The 15006-nt window shown below is 69.7% G+C and carries 15 protein-coding genes; 12 read left to right on the forward strand and 3 right to left on the reverse strand.

All coding sequences use genetic code 11. The features are described 5' to 3' along the window. Positions 1–35: 35 nt before the first annotated feature. Together N803_RS06740 and N803_RS06745 are read right to left on the reverse strand one after the other, a co-directional pair. Complete coding sequence (locus tag N803_RS06740; protein ID WP_245617085.1) at positions 36–1232, reverse strand: APC family permease; 1197 nt, start codon at positions 1230–1232, stop codon at positions 36–38. Positions 1233–1356: 124 nt separating this feature from the next. Next, positions 1357–2373 carry a hypothetical protein gene (locus tag N803_RS06745; RefSeq protein WP_052111966.1) on the reverse strand — a complete coding sequence of 339 codons (1017 nt, stop codon included), beginning with the start codon at positions 2371–2373 and terminating at the stop codon, positions 1357–1359. Between the two features lie 87 nt (positions 2374–2460). On the opposite strand from N803_RS06745, the gene N803_RS06750 reads away from it, so the two are divergent. Beyond that, positions 2461–2913, forward strand: a complete 453-nt coding sequence (locus N803_RS06750) for an SRPBCC family protein (protein ID WP_035903669.1) — start codon at positions 2461–2463, stop codon at positions 2911–2913. Positions 2914–2922: 9 nt separating this feature from the next. Beyond that, positions 2923–3621, forward strand: a complete 699-nt coding sequence (locus N803_RS06755) for a GNAT family N-acetyltransferase (protein WP_035903672.1) — start codon at positions 2923–2925, stop codon at positions 3619–3621. A gap of 90 nt (positions 3622–3711) precedes the next feature. On the opposite strand, the gene N803_RS06760 is transcribed toward N803_RS06755, so the two are convergent. Further along, positions 3712–4353, reverse strand: coding sequence for an inorganic diphosphatase (locus N803_RS06760; protein ID WP_035903673.1), 642 nt, complete (start codon positions 4351–4353; stop codon positions 3712–3714). 90 nt (positions 4354–4443) lie between these two features. Between N803_RS06760 and N803_RS17415 the strand changes: the two genes are divergently transcribed. From N803_RS17415 to N803_RS06810, 10 genes are all read left to right on the forward strand, one after another. Beyond that, positions 4444–5907 (forward strand): D-alanyl-D-alanine carboxypeptidase/D-alanyl-D-alanine-endopeptidase, encoded by a 1464-nt coding sequence (locus N803_RS17415; protein ID WP_084764187.1) that lies wholly within the window; start codon positions 4444–4446, stop codon positions 5905–5907. Positions 5908–5932: 25 nt separating this feature from the next. Next, complete coding sequence (locus N803_RS06770) at positions 5933–6979, forward strand: zinc-dependent metalloprotease (protein ID WP_035903676.1); 1047 nt, start codon at positions 5933–5935, stop codon at positions 6977–6979. A gap of 39 nt (positions 6980–7018) precedes the next feature. After that, the gene (tilS, locus tag N803_RS06775) at positions 7019–8008 is read left to right on the forward strand and encodes a tRNA lysidine(34) synthetase TilS (RefSeq protein ID WP_035903678.1); all 990 of its coding nucleotides are present in this window, start codon (positions 7019–7021) and stop codon (positions 8006–8008) included. Then, positions 8005–8970 (forward strand): ArsR/SmtB family transcription factor, encoded by a 966-nt coding sequence (locus tag N803_RS06780; protein WP_035903681.1) that lies wholly within the window; start codon positions 8005–8007, stop codon positions 8968–8970. Before tilS ends, N803_RS06780 begins: the two co-directional genes overlap by 4 nt. A gap of 239 nt (positions 8971–9209) precedes the next feature. Then, on the forward strand, positions 9210–9761 hold the full coding sequence (gene hpt, locus N803_RS06785; protein WP_084764190.1) for a hypoxanthine phosphoribosyltransferase: 552 nt from the start codon (positions 9210–9212) through the stop codon (positions 9759–9761). A 261-nt stretch (positions 9762–10022) separates the two neighbouring features. Further along, entirely contained in the window at positions 10023–12146 is a 2124-nt protein-coding gene (gene ftsH, locus N803_RS06790) for an ATP-dependent zinc metalloprotease FtsH (protein ID WP_035903687.1), read from the forward strand. Between the two features lie 4 nt (positions 12147–12150). Continuing rightward, positions 12151–12774 (forward strand): GTP cyclohydrolase I FolE, encoded by a 624-nt coding sequence (gene folE, locus N803_RS06795; RefSeq protein WP_052111970.1) that lies wholly within the window; start codon positions 12151–12153, stop codon positions 12772–12774. A gap of 65 nt (positions 12775–12839) precedes the next feature. Beyond that, a complete protein-coding gene (gene folP, locus N803_RS06800) occupies positions 12840–13652 on the forward strand; it encodes a dihydropteroate synthase (RefSeq protein WP_052111971.1) in 813 nt (270 codons plus the stop codon). Next, positions 13649–14533 (forward strand): 2-amino-4-hydroxy-6-hydroxymethyldihydropteridine diphosphokinase, encoded by an 885-nt coding sequence (folK, locus tag N803_RS06805; RefSeq protein ID WP_035903694.1) that lies wholly within the window; start codon positions 13649–13651, stop codon positions 14531–14533. Before folP ends, folK begins: the two co-directional genes overlap by 4 nt. A gap of 22 nt (positions 14534–14555) precedes the next feature. Further along, positions 14556–15002: a DUF3180 domain-containing protein gene (locus N803_RS06810; protein WP_169743058.1), complete on the forward strand. Its 447-nt coding sequence runs from the start codon at positions 14556–14558 to the stop codon at positions 15000–15002. Positions 15003–15006: the final 4 nt, after the last annotated feature.

Genomic DNA, 15006 nt, shown 5'->3' on the forward strand with positions numbered 1-15006 from the left:
TTTCGGTATGCCGCCCGCTCACCTTCGCGGTGACGCTAGGCCGGGGAGCCCCTCAACCGGAACCACCGCACGGCCAGGCCCGCCGCGAGGACGAGCACACCAACGGTGACGGGCCGCCAGGGAAGGGTCGCGACGAGCACGACGCAGAGCGCGGCTCCGGCGACCTGGAGCCAGCGCGGGTAGCGGCGCCGGCCCGCGTCCTGCGTGTGCGCCGCGACGTTGGCGACGAAGTAATAGAGGAGCACACCGAACGACGAGAATCCGATCGCTCCGCGCAGGTCGGCGACCAGCACGATGCCCGACACGACAACCGCCAACGCCAGTTCGGCGTGGTGCGGCACCTGGTAGCGGGGGTGCACGGCGGCCAGCCACGCGGGCAGGTCACCCTCACGCGCCATCGCCAGGGACGTGCGTCCCACGCCGGCGATGAGTCCGAGCAGCGCACCGAGGGCGGCGCAGGCCGCTCCAATGCGGGCCACGGGCTCGGCCCACGCCCACGAACCCGCCCGCACGGCATCAGCCACGGGCGCTGTCGACTCGGCCAGCCCCGATGCGCCGAGAGTCGCCAGCAGCGTTGCCCCGACGACCGCATAGATGACGACGGCACCGGCCAGCGCACCGACGATGGCGCGCGGGATCGTCCGTTCGGGGTCGCGCACCTCCTCGCCCATCGTGGCGATGCGCGCGTACCCGGCGAACGCAAAGAACAGCAGCCCGGCCGCCTGGAGCACCCCCATCCATGACAGGTCGCCGAGGTCCAGCGCGTCCCCGAGGCGGTCGCCCGCTACGCCACGGTCGGCCCCGCTCCACGCCGCCGCGACGCACACCGCCAGCGCGACGAGCACGACCGACACGACGACTCGCGTCACACGCGCCGTTCGCGTCACGCCGACGTAGTTCACCGCCGCCAGACCCAGCACGGCACCCACGGCGACGGGCCGCTGCCACGGCGAGGGGACGGCATACGCGGCAAAGGTCATCGCCATCGCGGCGCACGACGCGGTCTTGCCGATGACGAACGACCACCCTGCGACGAAGCCCCACCACGGGCCGAGGCGCTCGCGGCCGTAGACGTAGGTGCCGCCCGACACGGGGTACTGCGCGGCGAGCTGTGCCGACGACGTCGCGTTGCACCACGCCACGAACGCGGCGATCACGAGGGCCACGAGCACGCCCGACCCGGCCGCAGCAGCGGCGGGCGCGAAGGCCGCGAAGACCCCCGCACCCACCATCGACCCCAGCCCGATGACGACGGCGTCGCTCGTGCCGAGGCTGCGTGCGAGAGTGTGCTGGTTCACAACGGCCGAGTATGCCGTCCGCCCGCCTCGCTGCTGCCCGCGTCGCTGCTGCCCGCCGTCAGTGGACGTACGGGACACGCTTCCACGTGAGCACGGGCTCGTCCTTGTCGCGGCCGACGGTGACGTCGAGCCAGTCGGTGTTGTTGTTCGAGCCGTCGACCGTCACTCGCCGGAGTTCGCTCGAGCCGTCAACGCCATAGAGCGACAGCCACTTCGAGCCCTCGACCAGCGGCTGGTCCTCGTTGTAGGCGTGGCTGTCACCGTTGAAGAGGTATGTCTCGCCGTGGAAGGCGTTGGACTGGTCGATGAGGAGTTGGACGAGGGGCTTGAACGCCGACACGTCGGAGAAAGTCGCCTCGTAGGTCGGGTCGAACATGTCGGCCTGAAGGAAGATCGCGACCGCACGGTCCTGGCGGCGAGTGGCGTCGGCGAACGCGCCCCTGACCGTCCGGAGCGCGCTGTCCATGCGGGCGGACTGCTCGGCGACCTGCTCGGGCGTCGGCTCGGTCAACCCGAGCCCGGCCCAGGGGAGCGTCCCGTCGTTGCTGCCGACGACGTGGACGGCCGCCATGGAGACACGGTCCTCGCGCCACTGGACGTTCTCGGGGTATCCCGCGGCGGTGTCGGCTTCGACCTTGCGAGTCGTCTCACCGAGGGTCTGCCCGGGCGTCGGGTAGAAGGTCTCCTGGATGAAGGCCAGCCGCTCGAGCGGGTTGTAGGCGCCGTTGTTGGCGCGGTGGCAGTCGGTCCACTCGTTGTCGCCGGGCGTGAAGATGAGCGGGTTCTCCACAGTGTCGAAGACGGTGCGGATGCCGGTGATGTACTCGTCCGAACACACGGTCGAACCATTCTTGATGTCGCCGACGTGGACGGTGAATTCCGTTGTGGCAGCGTTGATTTCGCCGATCCACGCGGGGAATCGGGCGATCTGGTCGGCGCCGTAGGGCACGTCGCCGATGACGGCGAAGTGGTCCTTCTTCGCCGGGGCCGGGTCGGCCGAGGCGGTGGACGGGAGGACAGCGGCAGCGAGCGCGACAGCGGTCGCGGGCAGGACGGCATACGCAATGCGGTTCACGAACGGCTCCTCAGGGAAGGTGACTGACCTGCCCACCCAACCGGCACCCGGTGAACACCCACACCCTCTCGGGTGAACACTGAACCCATGCCTCGCCTCTGGCGGTTCGCTCACGACTGGCTCGTCCCGGCTTCCGTCGAGGACGTGTATGCCGTGTGCGCGGCCGTCGATGCGTATCCCACCTGGTGGCGGGAGATCCGTTCGATCGAACGGGTTGATGCCGAGAGTGGCTGGGCGGAGGTGCGGAGTGTCCTGCCCTACACGCTGCGCATGCTGATCACGCGCGAGGTCGAGGATGAGGCGACCGGCCGACTGCGGGTGCGGCTCGAGGGAGACCTCACCGGGTGGGCAGAGTTTCGCGTGTCGCCGAGCGCGAAGGAAGGCGCGAATTCCGTTGCGGCAGTGGCGTTCCGGCAGGAGGTCGAGGTCACGGCACCGCTGCTCGGTCGAGTGGCGCCAGCGCTCGCCCCGGCCCTGCGCGCGAACCACGCCTGGATGATGCGCTCCTGCCGCGACGGGATGCTGCGGGCGCTCGGATAGCCTCGCGACGTGCCTGAGTTCAACGAGTTCGGTCAGCCCGTCGGAGACGTCGTGCCCGGGTGGGAGACGCGCCCGTCGCCGGAGCCGGTGCGCCTCGTCGGTCGCTATGTGCGCGTCGTGCCGCTCGACTCGGTGCACTACTCGGACCTGTTCGCGGCGGTGTGCGGCGAGGGCGACGGCGCCCTGTGGACCTACCGGCCGATCCCGCGGCCGACGTCGCTCTCCGGGTTGTGGATGCACCTCGCCGGTGTCTCCGAGGCGAATCTGACGTTCGCGCTCGTGCCGCTCGAGGGGGAGGGGGTGGGGAAGGCGACCGGCATCGCGTCGTTCCATCGCGTCGACCCGCGCACGGGTCAGGTCGAGGTGGCCGGGGTGCTCTATGGCAAGGCGCTGCAGCGGACCAGGGCGGCGACCGAGGCGATCCATCTGCTCATGAGGTACGCCTTCGAGGACCTCGGCTACCGCCGCTTCGAATGGAAGTGCGACAGCCTCAACGAGCCGTCACGTCGGGCAGCACTGCGGCTGGGCTTCGCCTATGAGGGGCGCTTCCGCAACCACATGGTCACGCAGGGGCGGAATCGCGACACCGACTGGTTCTCGGTGACGGACGGCGAGTGGCCGCAGGTGCGAGCGGCCCACGAGGAGTGGCTCGACCCCGCCAACTTCGACGAGCGGGGCCAACAGCGAACGCCCCTGACCGCCACGTAGTGCGCGAACCTCTCACTTCGCCTGATCGCGGCGATCAAGCGAAGTGAGAGGAACCCACTTCAGGCGGGAAAGTTGGGGCGGGCCGTTGTCTCAGGCCTCGGGGGAGTCGCTGAGCGGGTTCTCCTTGGTGGCCAGTTCCTCCTTGGCCTTGGCGGCCGCGTGGGCGTGCTCCTCCTCGGTGCGCGCAGCGGACGGCGCGGGGGCCTCGTGGTCGTGGCCGGCCGGCATACGCCAACGAGCGGTGCTCACACCGGCGTCCTTGGCGCGCTGGATGGCCTCGGTGACGGTGCGCTCGGCGTCCTCACGGCCGGCCCAGTGCGCGCCCTCGACGGACTTGCCCGGCTCGAGGTCCTTGTAGGTCTCGAAGAAGTGCTGGATCTCGAGGCGGTCGAACTCGCTGATGTCCTCGAGCTCCTTGATGTGCGCCTTGCGCGGGTCGCCCGCGGGGATGCACAGGATCTTGTCGTCGCCGCCGGCCTCGTCGCGCATGTGGAACATGCCGATGGGTCGGGCCGCCACGAGACAGCCGGGCCAGGTGGGCTCGTCGAGCAGCACGAGGGCGTCGAGCGGGTCGCCGTCCTCGCCGAGGCTGTCCTCGACGTAGCCGTAGTCCGAGGGGTACGCCATCGAGGTGAAGAGCATCCGGTCGAGGCGAATGCGTCCCGTCTCGTGATCCACTTCGTACTTGTTGCGGTGTCCCTTGGGGATCTCGATGGTGACGTCGAACTCCACGATGGTGGCCTTCTTTCGATTGTTACGGTTGATCTACGCTCGTGGATCAGTGTCCCGTATGACTGGGGGAGCGCCAAAGAAAGGGGTGCCATGCGGCGGGCGGTTGTGGCAGGAGTCACGTGCCTTCTCGTCGGCGGCGTCGGCTATGCCGCTGCCGACACCCTCGACCTCGCGCCGGGCATCCTGACCTACGACGGTGCCCCGGTCGACCCGCCGACCCCGACGGGCACAGCGACCGGAGAGCCTACGTGGGCCCCGCTGCCGAGTGCCGTCAGTCCTTCGTCGAGCGCATCGCCGACCACGTCGAGTGCCGCCGCTCCGCCCACCACGGCGGGACTCACCAAGGCCCTCGGCGCCCTCGTGAAGGACCCGTGGCTCGGTCCCAGCGTCGGCGTCAGTGTCCGGGACGGAGAGACGGGCGAGGAGTTGTATGCCGTGTCGCCCTCCGCGGCCCGCGCACCCGCGTCGACGCTCAAGGTTCTCAGCGCTCTCGCCGTGGCGTCGCACCTCGACCTCGACCACCGCATGACCACGAAGGTCGTCACCGGGGACACCCCACAGGAGATCGTGCTCGTCGCCGGCGGGGACACGCTGTTGGGCGACGGCCCGTCCAATCCGTCCGTCGTCGAGGGGCGTGCCGGTCTGGCCACCCTCGCCGACCAGGTGGCGCAGTCACTCACCGATCGGCAGTCCGCCGGTCCGTTGACGATCCGCGTCGACACGACCTATGCCGCCGGCCCGCGCTACCCCGCGACGTGGAAGAAGGAGGACATCGCCGCCGGCTTCACCCAGTCGGTGTCGATGCTCGACCTCGTGTCCCAGCGGGCAAAGTCGGGCAAACCCGCGCCGGCCGTCCCCGAGGCGGGTGTCGCGAGTGCCCTCGCCGGCCTGCTCACCGACCGCGGCCACCCCACGAGCGTGGACCCCGCCACGACGCGGGGCAAGGGCCCGAGCAAGCCGGCACCCACGGATGCCATGGAACTCGGATCCGTCGAGTCCGCCACCTACGGCGAGCACCTCGCCGTCGCCCTCGAGCACAGTGACAACGCCCTGACCGAGAACCTCGTGCGCCAGGCCATGGCCGCCGAGGGGAAGTCGGCTGCCGGTGCGACGGCTCCCGCCGAATTCATCACGGCCAGCCTCGCCGAGGCGGGAGTGCCGACCGCCGGAGTGAAGTTGCTCGACGCGAGCGGACTCTCGCCCGGGCAGACGGTGACCGCGACCGCGCTTGCCGACGTCCTCACCCTGGCCACGACGAACAAGCTGCCGCAATTGCGTCAGGCGGTCGCCACCCTGCCCGTGGCTGGTCTGACCGGAAGCCTCTCCGATCGCTACCACAGCAAACAGACCAAGGCCGTGGCCGGCATACCCCGCGCCAAGACCGGAACGTTGCGCGGCATCTCGAGTCTCGCGGGGACGACCGTCGACGCCGACGGACGACTGCTCGTCTTCGCGATCCTTGCCGACAAGGTTCCGAGTTCGTCGGGAACGCTCGGTGCGCGCGCCGCGTTGGACCGCTTCGTCACCGCCCTGACTCAGTGCGGGTGTTCATGACGTCACGCATTGCCGAGGAGGGCACGTGAGCAGCAGCTACGTCGACTGGGATTTCGCCAAGACGACCGGGCGGACCCTTGTGGCCGCCGGACCGAGTGTCACCGCTGACGAGGCGGCGGCGGAGGTCGGCGCGATCCGGGCTGCCGCGCGGCGAGCCCACGGGCCGGTCGCCGAGACATCACGGCTCCAGACCCCCGACGACGCACCCGAGGCGCTCGTCGTCGACCGCCCGACGTGGATCGCGATGAACGCCGACTCGATGGGCGCCATGCTCAACCCGGCTTTCGACCAGATCGTCAGCCAGCGGGGCGGTGCCCCCAGCGGAGTCGGTGCGGCGATCGGCGGCAAGGTCACCGGCGCCGAGGCGGGCGCCCTCCTCGCGTTCATGTCGAGCAAGGTGCTGGGACAGTACGACCTCGCGCCCGGCGGCACCCCCGCCCTGCTCCTCGTCGCACCGAACCTCCTCCAGGTGCAGCGCGAACTCGACGTCGCCCCCGAGGACTTCCGGGCCTGGGTCTGCATGCACGAGGAGACCCACCGCGTGCAGTTCACCGCCGTGCCGTGGTTGCGCGACCACATGATCAACGGGGCACGGCAGCTCGCGACCGACCTGGCTCCGGACCCCGAGCGCGTCCAGGAACTCACCAAGCGCATCACCGAGAAGCTGCCCGAGATCTTCAGCAGCGGTTCGGGCGGCATCACCGACCTCGTGACGACGCCCGAGCAGCGCGAGAAGCTCGCCGAGCTCACTGCTGTCATGTCGTTGCTCGAGGGGCACGCCGACGTCGTCATGGATGACGTGGGTCCGGCGCACATCCCGACCGTCGCCGAGATCCGCGCGAAGTTCACCGAGCGTCGCAAGGGTGCCGGCGCGATCGACAAGGTGCTGCGTCGACTGCTCGGGCTCGAGGCCAAGATGCGCCAGTACAAGGACGGTGCCGCCTTTGTCCGCGGCGTTCAGGAGCGTGTCGGCGTCGAGGGTTTCAACGCCATCTGGACCTCACCCGAGACGCTGCCGAAGCCGCTCGAGATCACCGACCCCGCTGCCTGGGTCACCCGCGTCCACGGCTGAGTCCGCACCTGCCGGGGGATCGGCTGGCACTCTGGTCCCGTGTCCGGACCGCATCCCTCCACCGCGAAGATCCGGTATGCCGTCCGCGCAGCGCTCGCGGACCTCGCACCTTCGCACCTGGTGCTGGTCGCGTGTTCGGGCGGTGGGGACTCGATGGCGCTGGCCGAGGCGGTGGCGCACGAGCAGCGCCACGCGACGTGGCGCGGGGGAGCAGTCGTCGTCGACCACGGGCTGCAGGCCGACTCGGGCACTGTCGCCGAGCGGGCTGCCGAACAGTGCCATGCACTGGGATTGGCGCCGGTCGAGGTCGTGCGAGTTGCGGTGTCGGACAACGGATCTGGACTGGAGGCGGCGGCCCGGGAAGCGCGCTACGACGCACTGACGGCAGCCGCGAATGCGCATTCCGCGTCCCTCGTGCTCCTCGGGCACACCCTCGACGACCAGGCGGAGCAGGTGCTCCTCGGTCTCGTTCGCGGGTCGGGCGCCCGGTCCCTGTCCGGTATGCCGTCCGCCCGAGGGATCTTTGTCCGTCCCCTTCTCGGGGTGTCCCGGGCCGAGTGCCGTGAGTCCCTGACGGCGGAGGGAGTTCAGTGGTGGGATGACCCGATGAACGAGGACCCGGCCTTCACCCGGGTCCGCGCACGCCGCACCGTCGCGGACCTCGAGGCCGACCTCGGGCCCGGAATCGTTGCGGCACTGGGCCGTTCGGCCGATCAGCTGCGTGAGGACGCGGACGCGCTGGACGACCTGGCCGACCGTGCCGTGTCCCGGCTCGGTGCCGGGCCGTGGGCTGTCGATGCCCTGACGGGTCTGCCCCGGGCCGTTCGCACCCGCGTCTGGCGAAGGCTCCTCATCGCGGAAGGCGCGCCGTCCGGGCAGGTGAGCACCCGGCATACCGACGCCTGTGATGCCCTCGTCACCGACTGGCGCGGTCAGGGAGCTGTCCACGCGCCCGGTCGCGTCCTCGTCACCCGTCGGGCTGGAACCATTGCGGTGCAACGGGATTCGGCCTCTGGAGGTGGCGAGTGATCAGTTATCGCATCGCCGAGAAGGACCTGACCGCTGCGACGTTCGGTGTGTCGGCGCTCAGCGAGACGACCCTGTCGCTGCGTGCGATCTGGCGACCGGAGGTCTATCCGCACATGTCGACGTGGCGTCGCGCGATCGAGCCCCGACTCGCGCGACTCGACCTCGAACTCCTGTTGGGGCTCGTCGCTCCGGACTACTCGACGCCCGAGTTCCTCAACCCGCGGCCGGTCTCTGCCTCGACCGACTTCGACGAGGAGCTGCGGACCGTTGCAGCGCTGCCGCTCCGGGTCGTCGACCGCGACCTCGACGACCTCTATCCCTCTGGCCGACCGTCGGCTCTGGTCGGCCCCACCGCGCGCGTGCTGGATCGGATCGTGCGGGTGCTCGAGGAGTACTGGCGGCTCTGCGTCCGGCCCTGGTGGTCGCCGCTGCACGCCAACCTCGCCGGGGACATCACCATGCGGGCCGTAACGAGTGCCCGGGTCGGTCTGCGGCCGATGCTCACCGGGCTGAGTCCGGCGCTGACGTTCGACGCCAAGGAGATCCACGCGTGGAACCCCAGTGGGCCGGCCTTCGTGGCGGACGCCCGCGGTCGGGGGCTGGTCTTCGTGCCGACGCACTTCACGCCACACGCGTCGTACCCCTTCAACGCCGAGACGCCGCCCTACATCCTCTATCCGGCCATAGGGCGTGGTCGGCTCGCGCTGCCGTCCCCGGCTCCCGAGCGGGCGGTGCGGTTGCTCGGGGCGACCCGCGCGACGTTGCTCGCCAACCTGCGCGAGCCCATGTCGAGCACGACACTCGCCGCCCGCCGGCAGATCAGCGTGTCGGCCGCCAACCAGCAGCTTCGCTGGCTGCGGGACGTGGGTCTCGTGACGAGCATCCGGGACGGGAGGTCCCTGCTCTATTTCCGCACGTCCGCAGCCGAAGCGATCCTCGGCGACCTCGATTCGCCGACCTGAACGCCCCTCTTCGCCCAGGTCGGCGCTGGAGGCGCTGGGCGTGGACCAGCCTCCACGGCCAGCGCCACTCAAGGCCAATGATGAAGTGGATGCCTTCATCATTGGCGGTGGAGGCGGGCGTGATCCGGGGCCCGGTCCGGGGCTGCGCCCGACGCCCCGACTGTCCGCACCGGGGCCGCGTCCGGTTGACTAGGACCCGACCACATCGGAACGACCACGAACGACCAGGAGAGTGCACCGTGGACGCTGCCCACATGGGGGCCGATCTCGAGCGGGTCCTCGTCACCGAGGACGAGATCCAGGCCAAGCTCGCCGAGCTCGCCGAGGAGATCGCTCAGGAGTATGCCGGCAAGGACGTCCTCCTCGTCGGCGTCCTCAAGGGGGCCGTGATGGTCATGGCCGACCTCATGCGGGCCCTGCCGATCACCGCGCCCGTCGACTGGATGGCGGTGTCGTCCTACGGCTCGGGCACCAAGAGCTCCGGCGTCGTCCGCATCCTCAAGGACCTCGACGTCGACATCTCCGGCAAGCACGTGCTCATCGTCGAGGACATCGTCGATTCCGGCCTGACCCTGTCGTGGATCAAGGCCAACCTCGAGTCGCGCAACCCCGCCTCGGTCGAGATCGTCACGCTGCTGCGCAAGCCCGAGGCCGCCAAGGTCGAGGTCGACGTCAAGTGGGTCGGCTTCGACATCCCCAACGAGTTCGTCGTCGGCTACGGCCTCGACTACGCCGAGCAGTACCGCGGGCTGCGCCAGGTCGGCACCCTCGCCCCCCACGTCTACAGCTGACCCGGATCGACTTCTTGCCCCGTTGGGACACCGTCCGGGGCGCGGAGCGCCCGCTCCCGTGTCCCAACGGGGCAAGAAGTCGCAGGTGAGTCGGCCACGGGCGCGGAACACACGGCATACATCGGTCGTTGTTCGGTCGGACGCACCCCTCAGCCGCCGCGTTGTCACGGGTAGCGTGTACCCCTAGACCTGTGGCGCGCGAGCGTGCACGGATGAGCTCGTTGATCAGGAGGACGTGGGCTGCGGCCCTCGACACATTTCATGGATGCCAAGCGCGTGTTCAAGACCCCGTTGTTCTGGGTCCTTGCCGTCATCGCCATCACCGTGGTGATGTTCTCGTTCGGTGGGGACGGGGGCTACGCGACGATCGACACGGCCAAGGCCGAGAAGCTCATCGCCGAGAAGAAGGTCGACAAGGCCGAGTTCACGAGTGACAACGTCCTCAACCTCGACCTCAAGAAGGGCTCCGAGTTCAGCGACAAGGCGGCCAACATCTCCGGCGCCGACAAGGTGCGCGCTGAGTTCGTCGACGCCCGCGCCGAGTCCCTCGTCCAGCTGGTCAAGGCCAACGAGCCGCCCCAGGGCTACAACGACAAGCGCGAGACCCAGAACCCGTTCTGGACGCTCCTCATCAGCATCTTCCCGATCCTGCTGCTCGTCGGTCTCTTCTGGTTCATGATGAGCCAGGCCCAGGGCGGTGGCTCGCGGGTCATGCAGTTCGGCAAGTCCAAGGCCAAGCTCGCCACCAAGGACACGCCGAAGGTCACCTTCGACGACGTGGCCGGTGCCGACGAGGCCGTGCAGGAGCTCCACGAGATCAAGGAGTTCCTCTCCGACCCCGCCAAGTTCCTCGCTGTCGGCGCCAAGATCCCCAAGGGCGTCCTGCTCTACGGTCCGCCCGGAACCGGCAAGACCCTCCTCGCGCGCGCCGTCGCCGGCGAGGCCGGGGTGCCGTTCTACTCGATCTCGGGTTCGGACTTCGTCGAGATGTTCGTCGGTGTCGGTGCCTCGCGTGTCCGTGACCTCTTCGAGCAGGCCAAGGCCAACGCCCCCGCCATCGTCTTCGTCGACGAGATCGACGCCGTCGGTCGTCACCGTGGTGCCGGGCTCGGCGGTGGCCACGACGAGCGCGAGCAGACGCTCAACCAGCTCCTCGTCGAGATGGACGGCTTCGACGTCAAGACCAACGTCATCCTCATCGCGGCGACCAACCGCCCCGACATCCTCGACCCGGCGCTCCTGCGCCCGGGACGTTTCGACCGCCAGATCGCGGTCGAGGCGCCCGACATGCTCGGCCGCCACCGCATCCTCGAGGTGCACTCGCAGGGCAAGCCGATGGCTGCTGGTGTCGACCTGCTCGCCGTGGCTCGGCGCACCCCTGGCTTCACGGGTGCCGACCTCGCCAACGTCCTCAACGAGGCCGCACTCCTCACGGCCCGCTCCGACAAGAAGCTCATCGACGACGCGACCCTCGACGAGGCCATCGACCGCGTCATCGCCGGTCCGCAGAAGAAGACGCGGATCATGTCGGCCAAGGAGCGCAAGATCACCGCGTACCACGAGGGCGGGCACGCGCTCGTCGCCGCTGCGATGAACCACACCGACCCGGTCACCAAGGTGACGATCCTGCCGCGTGGTCGCGCCCTCGGCTACACGATGGTCATGCCGGTCGACGACAAGTACTCGACGACTCGCAACGAGATCCTCGACCAGCTCGCGTACGCCCTCGGTGGCCGCGTCGCGGAGGAGATCATCTTCCACGACCCGACGACGGGTGCTGCCAACGACATCGAGAAGGCCACCGCCATGGCCCGCAAGATGGTCACCGAATACGGCATGAGTGAGCGCGTCGGCGCCATCAAGCTCGGCCAGAGCCAGGGCGAGGTCTTCCTCGGCCGCGACATGGGCCACCAGCGCGACTACTCCGAGCACGTCGCCGGGATCGTCGACACCGAGGTGCGCAACCTCATCGAGGCCGCGCACGACGAGGCGTGGCACGTCATCAACGACAACCGCCACATCCTCGACAACCTCGTCCTCGAGCTCCTCGAGAAGGAGACACTCAACCAGGCCGAGATCGCCAAGGTCTTCGAGGGCATCGTCAAGCGCCCGCTGCGCCCGACCTGGCTCTCGAGCGAGCACCGCGGCATCAGCGACCAGCCGCCGGTCCTCACCCCTGCCGAGAAGGCCGCCCTCAATGGCCACGACCCGTCGGGTGCGCCCGCCGGTGAGCACGCCACCCAGGGTGACCCGGTGACGGTCGCGGCGATCGACAAGGCCGCCTCCGACGGAGCCCACCCGGCCGCCGAGGCCGTGGCCGAGCACCCGCCGACCCAGGTCATCGAGCGTCCCGACGGTCAGCCCGTCGACCCGGAAGGCCACTGAGACCGTGACCGAGTCCCCGGACCTCAAGGACGACGAGGGCGACGCCCTTCCCCCGAGGCAGGTTGACCACGAGCGTGCTCGCGCGGCCATCCGTGAGTACCTCTTCGCCATCGGTGAGGACCCGGACCGCGAGGGCCTGCGTGACACTCCGGACCGCGTCGCGCGTGCGGCAACGCAGTTGTATGCCGGCCTGTCCCAGTCCCCGGAAGACGTCCTGTCCGCGCGGTTCTCGATCGACCACGAAGAGCTGATCATCGTGCGCGACATCGAGATCTTCTCGACCTGTGAGCACCACCTGCTGCCCTTCCACGGGGTGGCGCACGTCGGCTACATCCCGGCACCCGACGGCACCGTGACGGGCTTGTCCAAGCTGGCCCGACTCGTCGACGTCTTCGCCCGCCGGCCGCAGGTGCAGGAGCGCATCACGACCCAGGTCGCCGACGCGCTCGTCACGCACCTCGGAGTGCAGGGGGTCATCGTCGTCGTCGAGGCGGAGCACCTGTGCATGTCGATGCGCGGCGTGCACAAGCCGGGATCGCGCACGATCACGTCAGCGGTCCGGGGACAGTTGCGCGACCCCGCCACTCGCGCCGAGGCGATGTCGCTCCTGCTCGGCGGCAAGCGCTGACCGGCTCCGCCGTGAGGACCCCTTCGCTGCCCCTGACGCTCGCGCCCCGCCGCCGACCGCTCGTCATGGGCGTCGTCAACGTCACGCCCGACTCGTTCAGTGACGGCGGCGAGTGGTTCGAGCCGGAGGCCGCCATCGCGCACGGTCGCGAGCTCCTGGCCGCGGGTGCGGATCTCATCGACGTCGGGGGAGAGTCCACCCGCCCCGGCGCCGAACGGCCTCCGGTCGAGGAGGAGTTGCGCCGGGTCGTGCCGGTCGTGCGTGCGCTGGCCGCCGAAGGGGCTGCGGTCTCCATCGACACCATGAGGGCCTCGGTTGCCGGTGCCGCTCTCGAGGCCGGCGCCGCGCTCGTCAACGACGTCAGCGGAGGCCTCGCGGACGGTGAGATGGCAGCGCTCGTGGCGCAGGCCGGCATACCCTTCATCGTCATGCACTGGCGCGGGCACTCGACCGACATGCAGTCGCGAGCGGTCTACGAGGACGTCGTCGTGGACGTGTGCCGTGAGCTCGCCGAGCGCGTGGAAGCGCTGCAGGAGAGCGGAGTTCGTCGCGAACAGATCGTCCTCGACCCGGGGTTCGGGTTCGCCAAGACTGCTGAGCACAACTGGGCCCTCCTCGAACGACTCGACGCAGTGGCAGCGCTGGGCTTCCCCGTCCTCGTCGGCACGTCACGCAAGACGTTCCTCGGTCGCCTGGGGCGCCCCGACGGCGCGGATCCCAGCCCGCCCACCGAGCGCGACCTCGCCACGGCGATCACGTCGTTCCACGCGGCACACAACGGGGCGTGGGCGGTGCGCGTTCACGACGTACCGTCGACGATTCAGGCTCTCGACGTCGCGGACGCCTTGTTCCGCGGCGACAGCAAGGAGAACGCATGAGCGACCGGATCGCCCTCAAGGGCATCTCTGCCAAGGGCTTCCACGGCGTGCTCGACTTCGAGAAGCGCGACGGCCAGACGTTCGTCGTCGATGTGGAGATGGAGGTCGATCTCGCCCCGGCCGGTGCGAGCGACGACCTCGTCGACACGGTCAACTACGCCGAGGTCGCCGGTGACGTCGTCGACCTCATCCAGGGCGCGTCGCTCGACCTCATCGAGGCCCTCGCCGACCAGATCGCGGCCAAGGTGCTGACCCGCCCTCTCGTCGAGGCCGTGGCCGTGACCGTGCACAAGCCGCAGGCACCCGTCGGGCACCCCTTCACCGATGTGGCCGTCACCGTCGAACGAGTGCGCGAGACTCCGGTCGTGATCGCTGTCGGATCCAACATGGGCGACTCGCTCGAGACGATCCAGAACGCCGTGGGGGCCTTGTGGCTGGCGCTGGAGCTCAAGGCCGCCTCGCGCGTCTACGAGACCGCACCTGTGGGTGGCCCGGCTCAGGCGGCCTATCTCAACGCGGTGCTCGTCGGCACGACGTCGATGTCGCCGCAGCGGCTGCTCCGCACGATGCAGGACATCGAGCTGGAGCACGGCCGAGTCCGCAAGGAGCGGTGGGGACCGCGCACCCTCGACCTCGACCTCATCCAGTACGGCGACCCCGTGTTCGACACCGACGTCCGCATGGAGACCGAGGCCCTCACGCTGCCCCATCCGCGAGCTCACGAGCGGGCGTTCGTCCTCGTGCCGTGGGCCGACGCCGACCCCGAGGCTGCCCTGCGCGTCGACGGTGAGGTGCGCCGCGTTGCCGAGCTCGCCGCTGAGCTGGGCACGTCCGGCGTCACGCTCGGTCCCGACGTCGACCTGATGGAGGACGGCTGGTGAGTCGGCAGTGAACGGCCACGGTGTGCGCGCCCGCTCCGCCCTGCTCCTCGGTCTCGTCGTCGGCCTCGCGTCCTGGCTGATCTGGCACCTCATCACCCGTGAAGGCACGCTCGTTCCGCGTCCGTCGTGGCTCGCCGCGGTGCTGCTCGTGGCCATGGCGGCGTTCGTCGTCGGGTTCGCGTGGCCGGTTCGGTCCTATCTCGCGGGCCGCTCGACGAAGCGGCTCGATCCGTTGCGGGCGGCGCGCGTCGCCGTGCTCGCGCAGGCGGCGACCCTCACCGGTGCGGCGGCAAGCGGTTGGTATGCCGGTCAGCTGGCTGTCGTCGCCACGGGACTCGAGCTCGTGGCCAACGAGGCGCGGCTCTGGCGACTGGCCATCATGGTCGGGGCGGGGTTGCTGCTCGGCATCGCGGGACTCGTCGCCCAGCACTGGTGCCGCGTCGACCCCCGCGACTCCAACGACGACTGAGCGC

The organism is Knoellia subterranea KCTC 19937, from assembly GCF_000768685.1.
Lineage (GTDB): Bacteria > Actinomycetota > Actinomycetes > Actinomycetales > Dermatophilaceae > Knoellia > Knoellia subterranea.

Bases quoted from the DNA above. Each gene is read 5' to 3' on its own strand.
- N803_RS06740 (WP_245617085.1), bottom strand. From the start codon at position 1,232: ATGGTGGGTGCGGGGGTCTTCGCGGCCTTCGCGCCCGCCGCTGCTGCG.
- N803_RS06750 (WP_035903669.1), top strand. From the start codon at position 2,461: ATGCCTCGCCTCTGGCGGTTCGCTCACGACTGGCTCGTCCCGGCTTCC.
- N803_RS17415 (WP_084764187.1), top strand. From the start codon at position 4,444: ATGCGGCGGGCGGTTGTGGCAGGAGTCACGTGCCTTCTCGTCGGCGGC.
- ftsH (WP_035903687.1), top strand. From the start codon at position 10,023: ATGGATGCCAAGCGCGTGTTCAAGACCCCGTTGTTCTGGGTCCTTGCC.
- folP (WP_052111971.1), top strand. From the start codon at position 12,840: ATGGGCGTCGTCAACGTCACGCCCGACTCGTTCAGTGACGGCGGCGAG.
- folK (WP_035903694.1), top strand. From the start codon at position 13,649: ATGAGCGACCGGATCGCCCTCAAGGGCATCTCTGCCAAGGGCTTCCAC.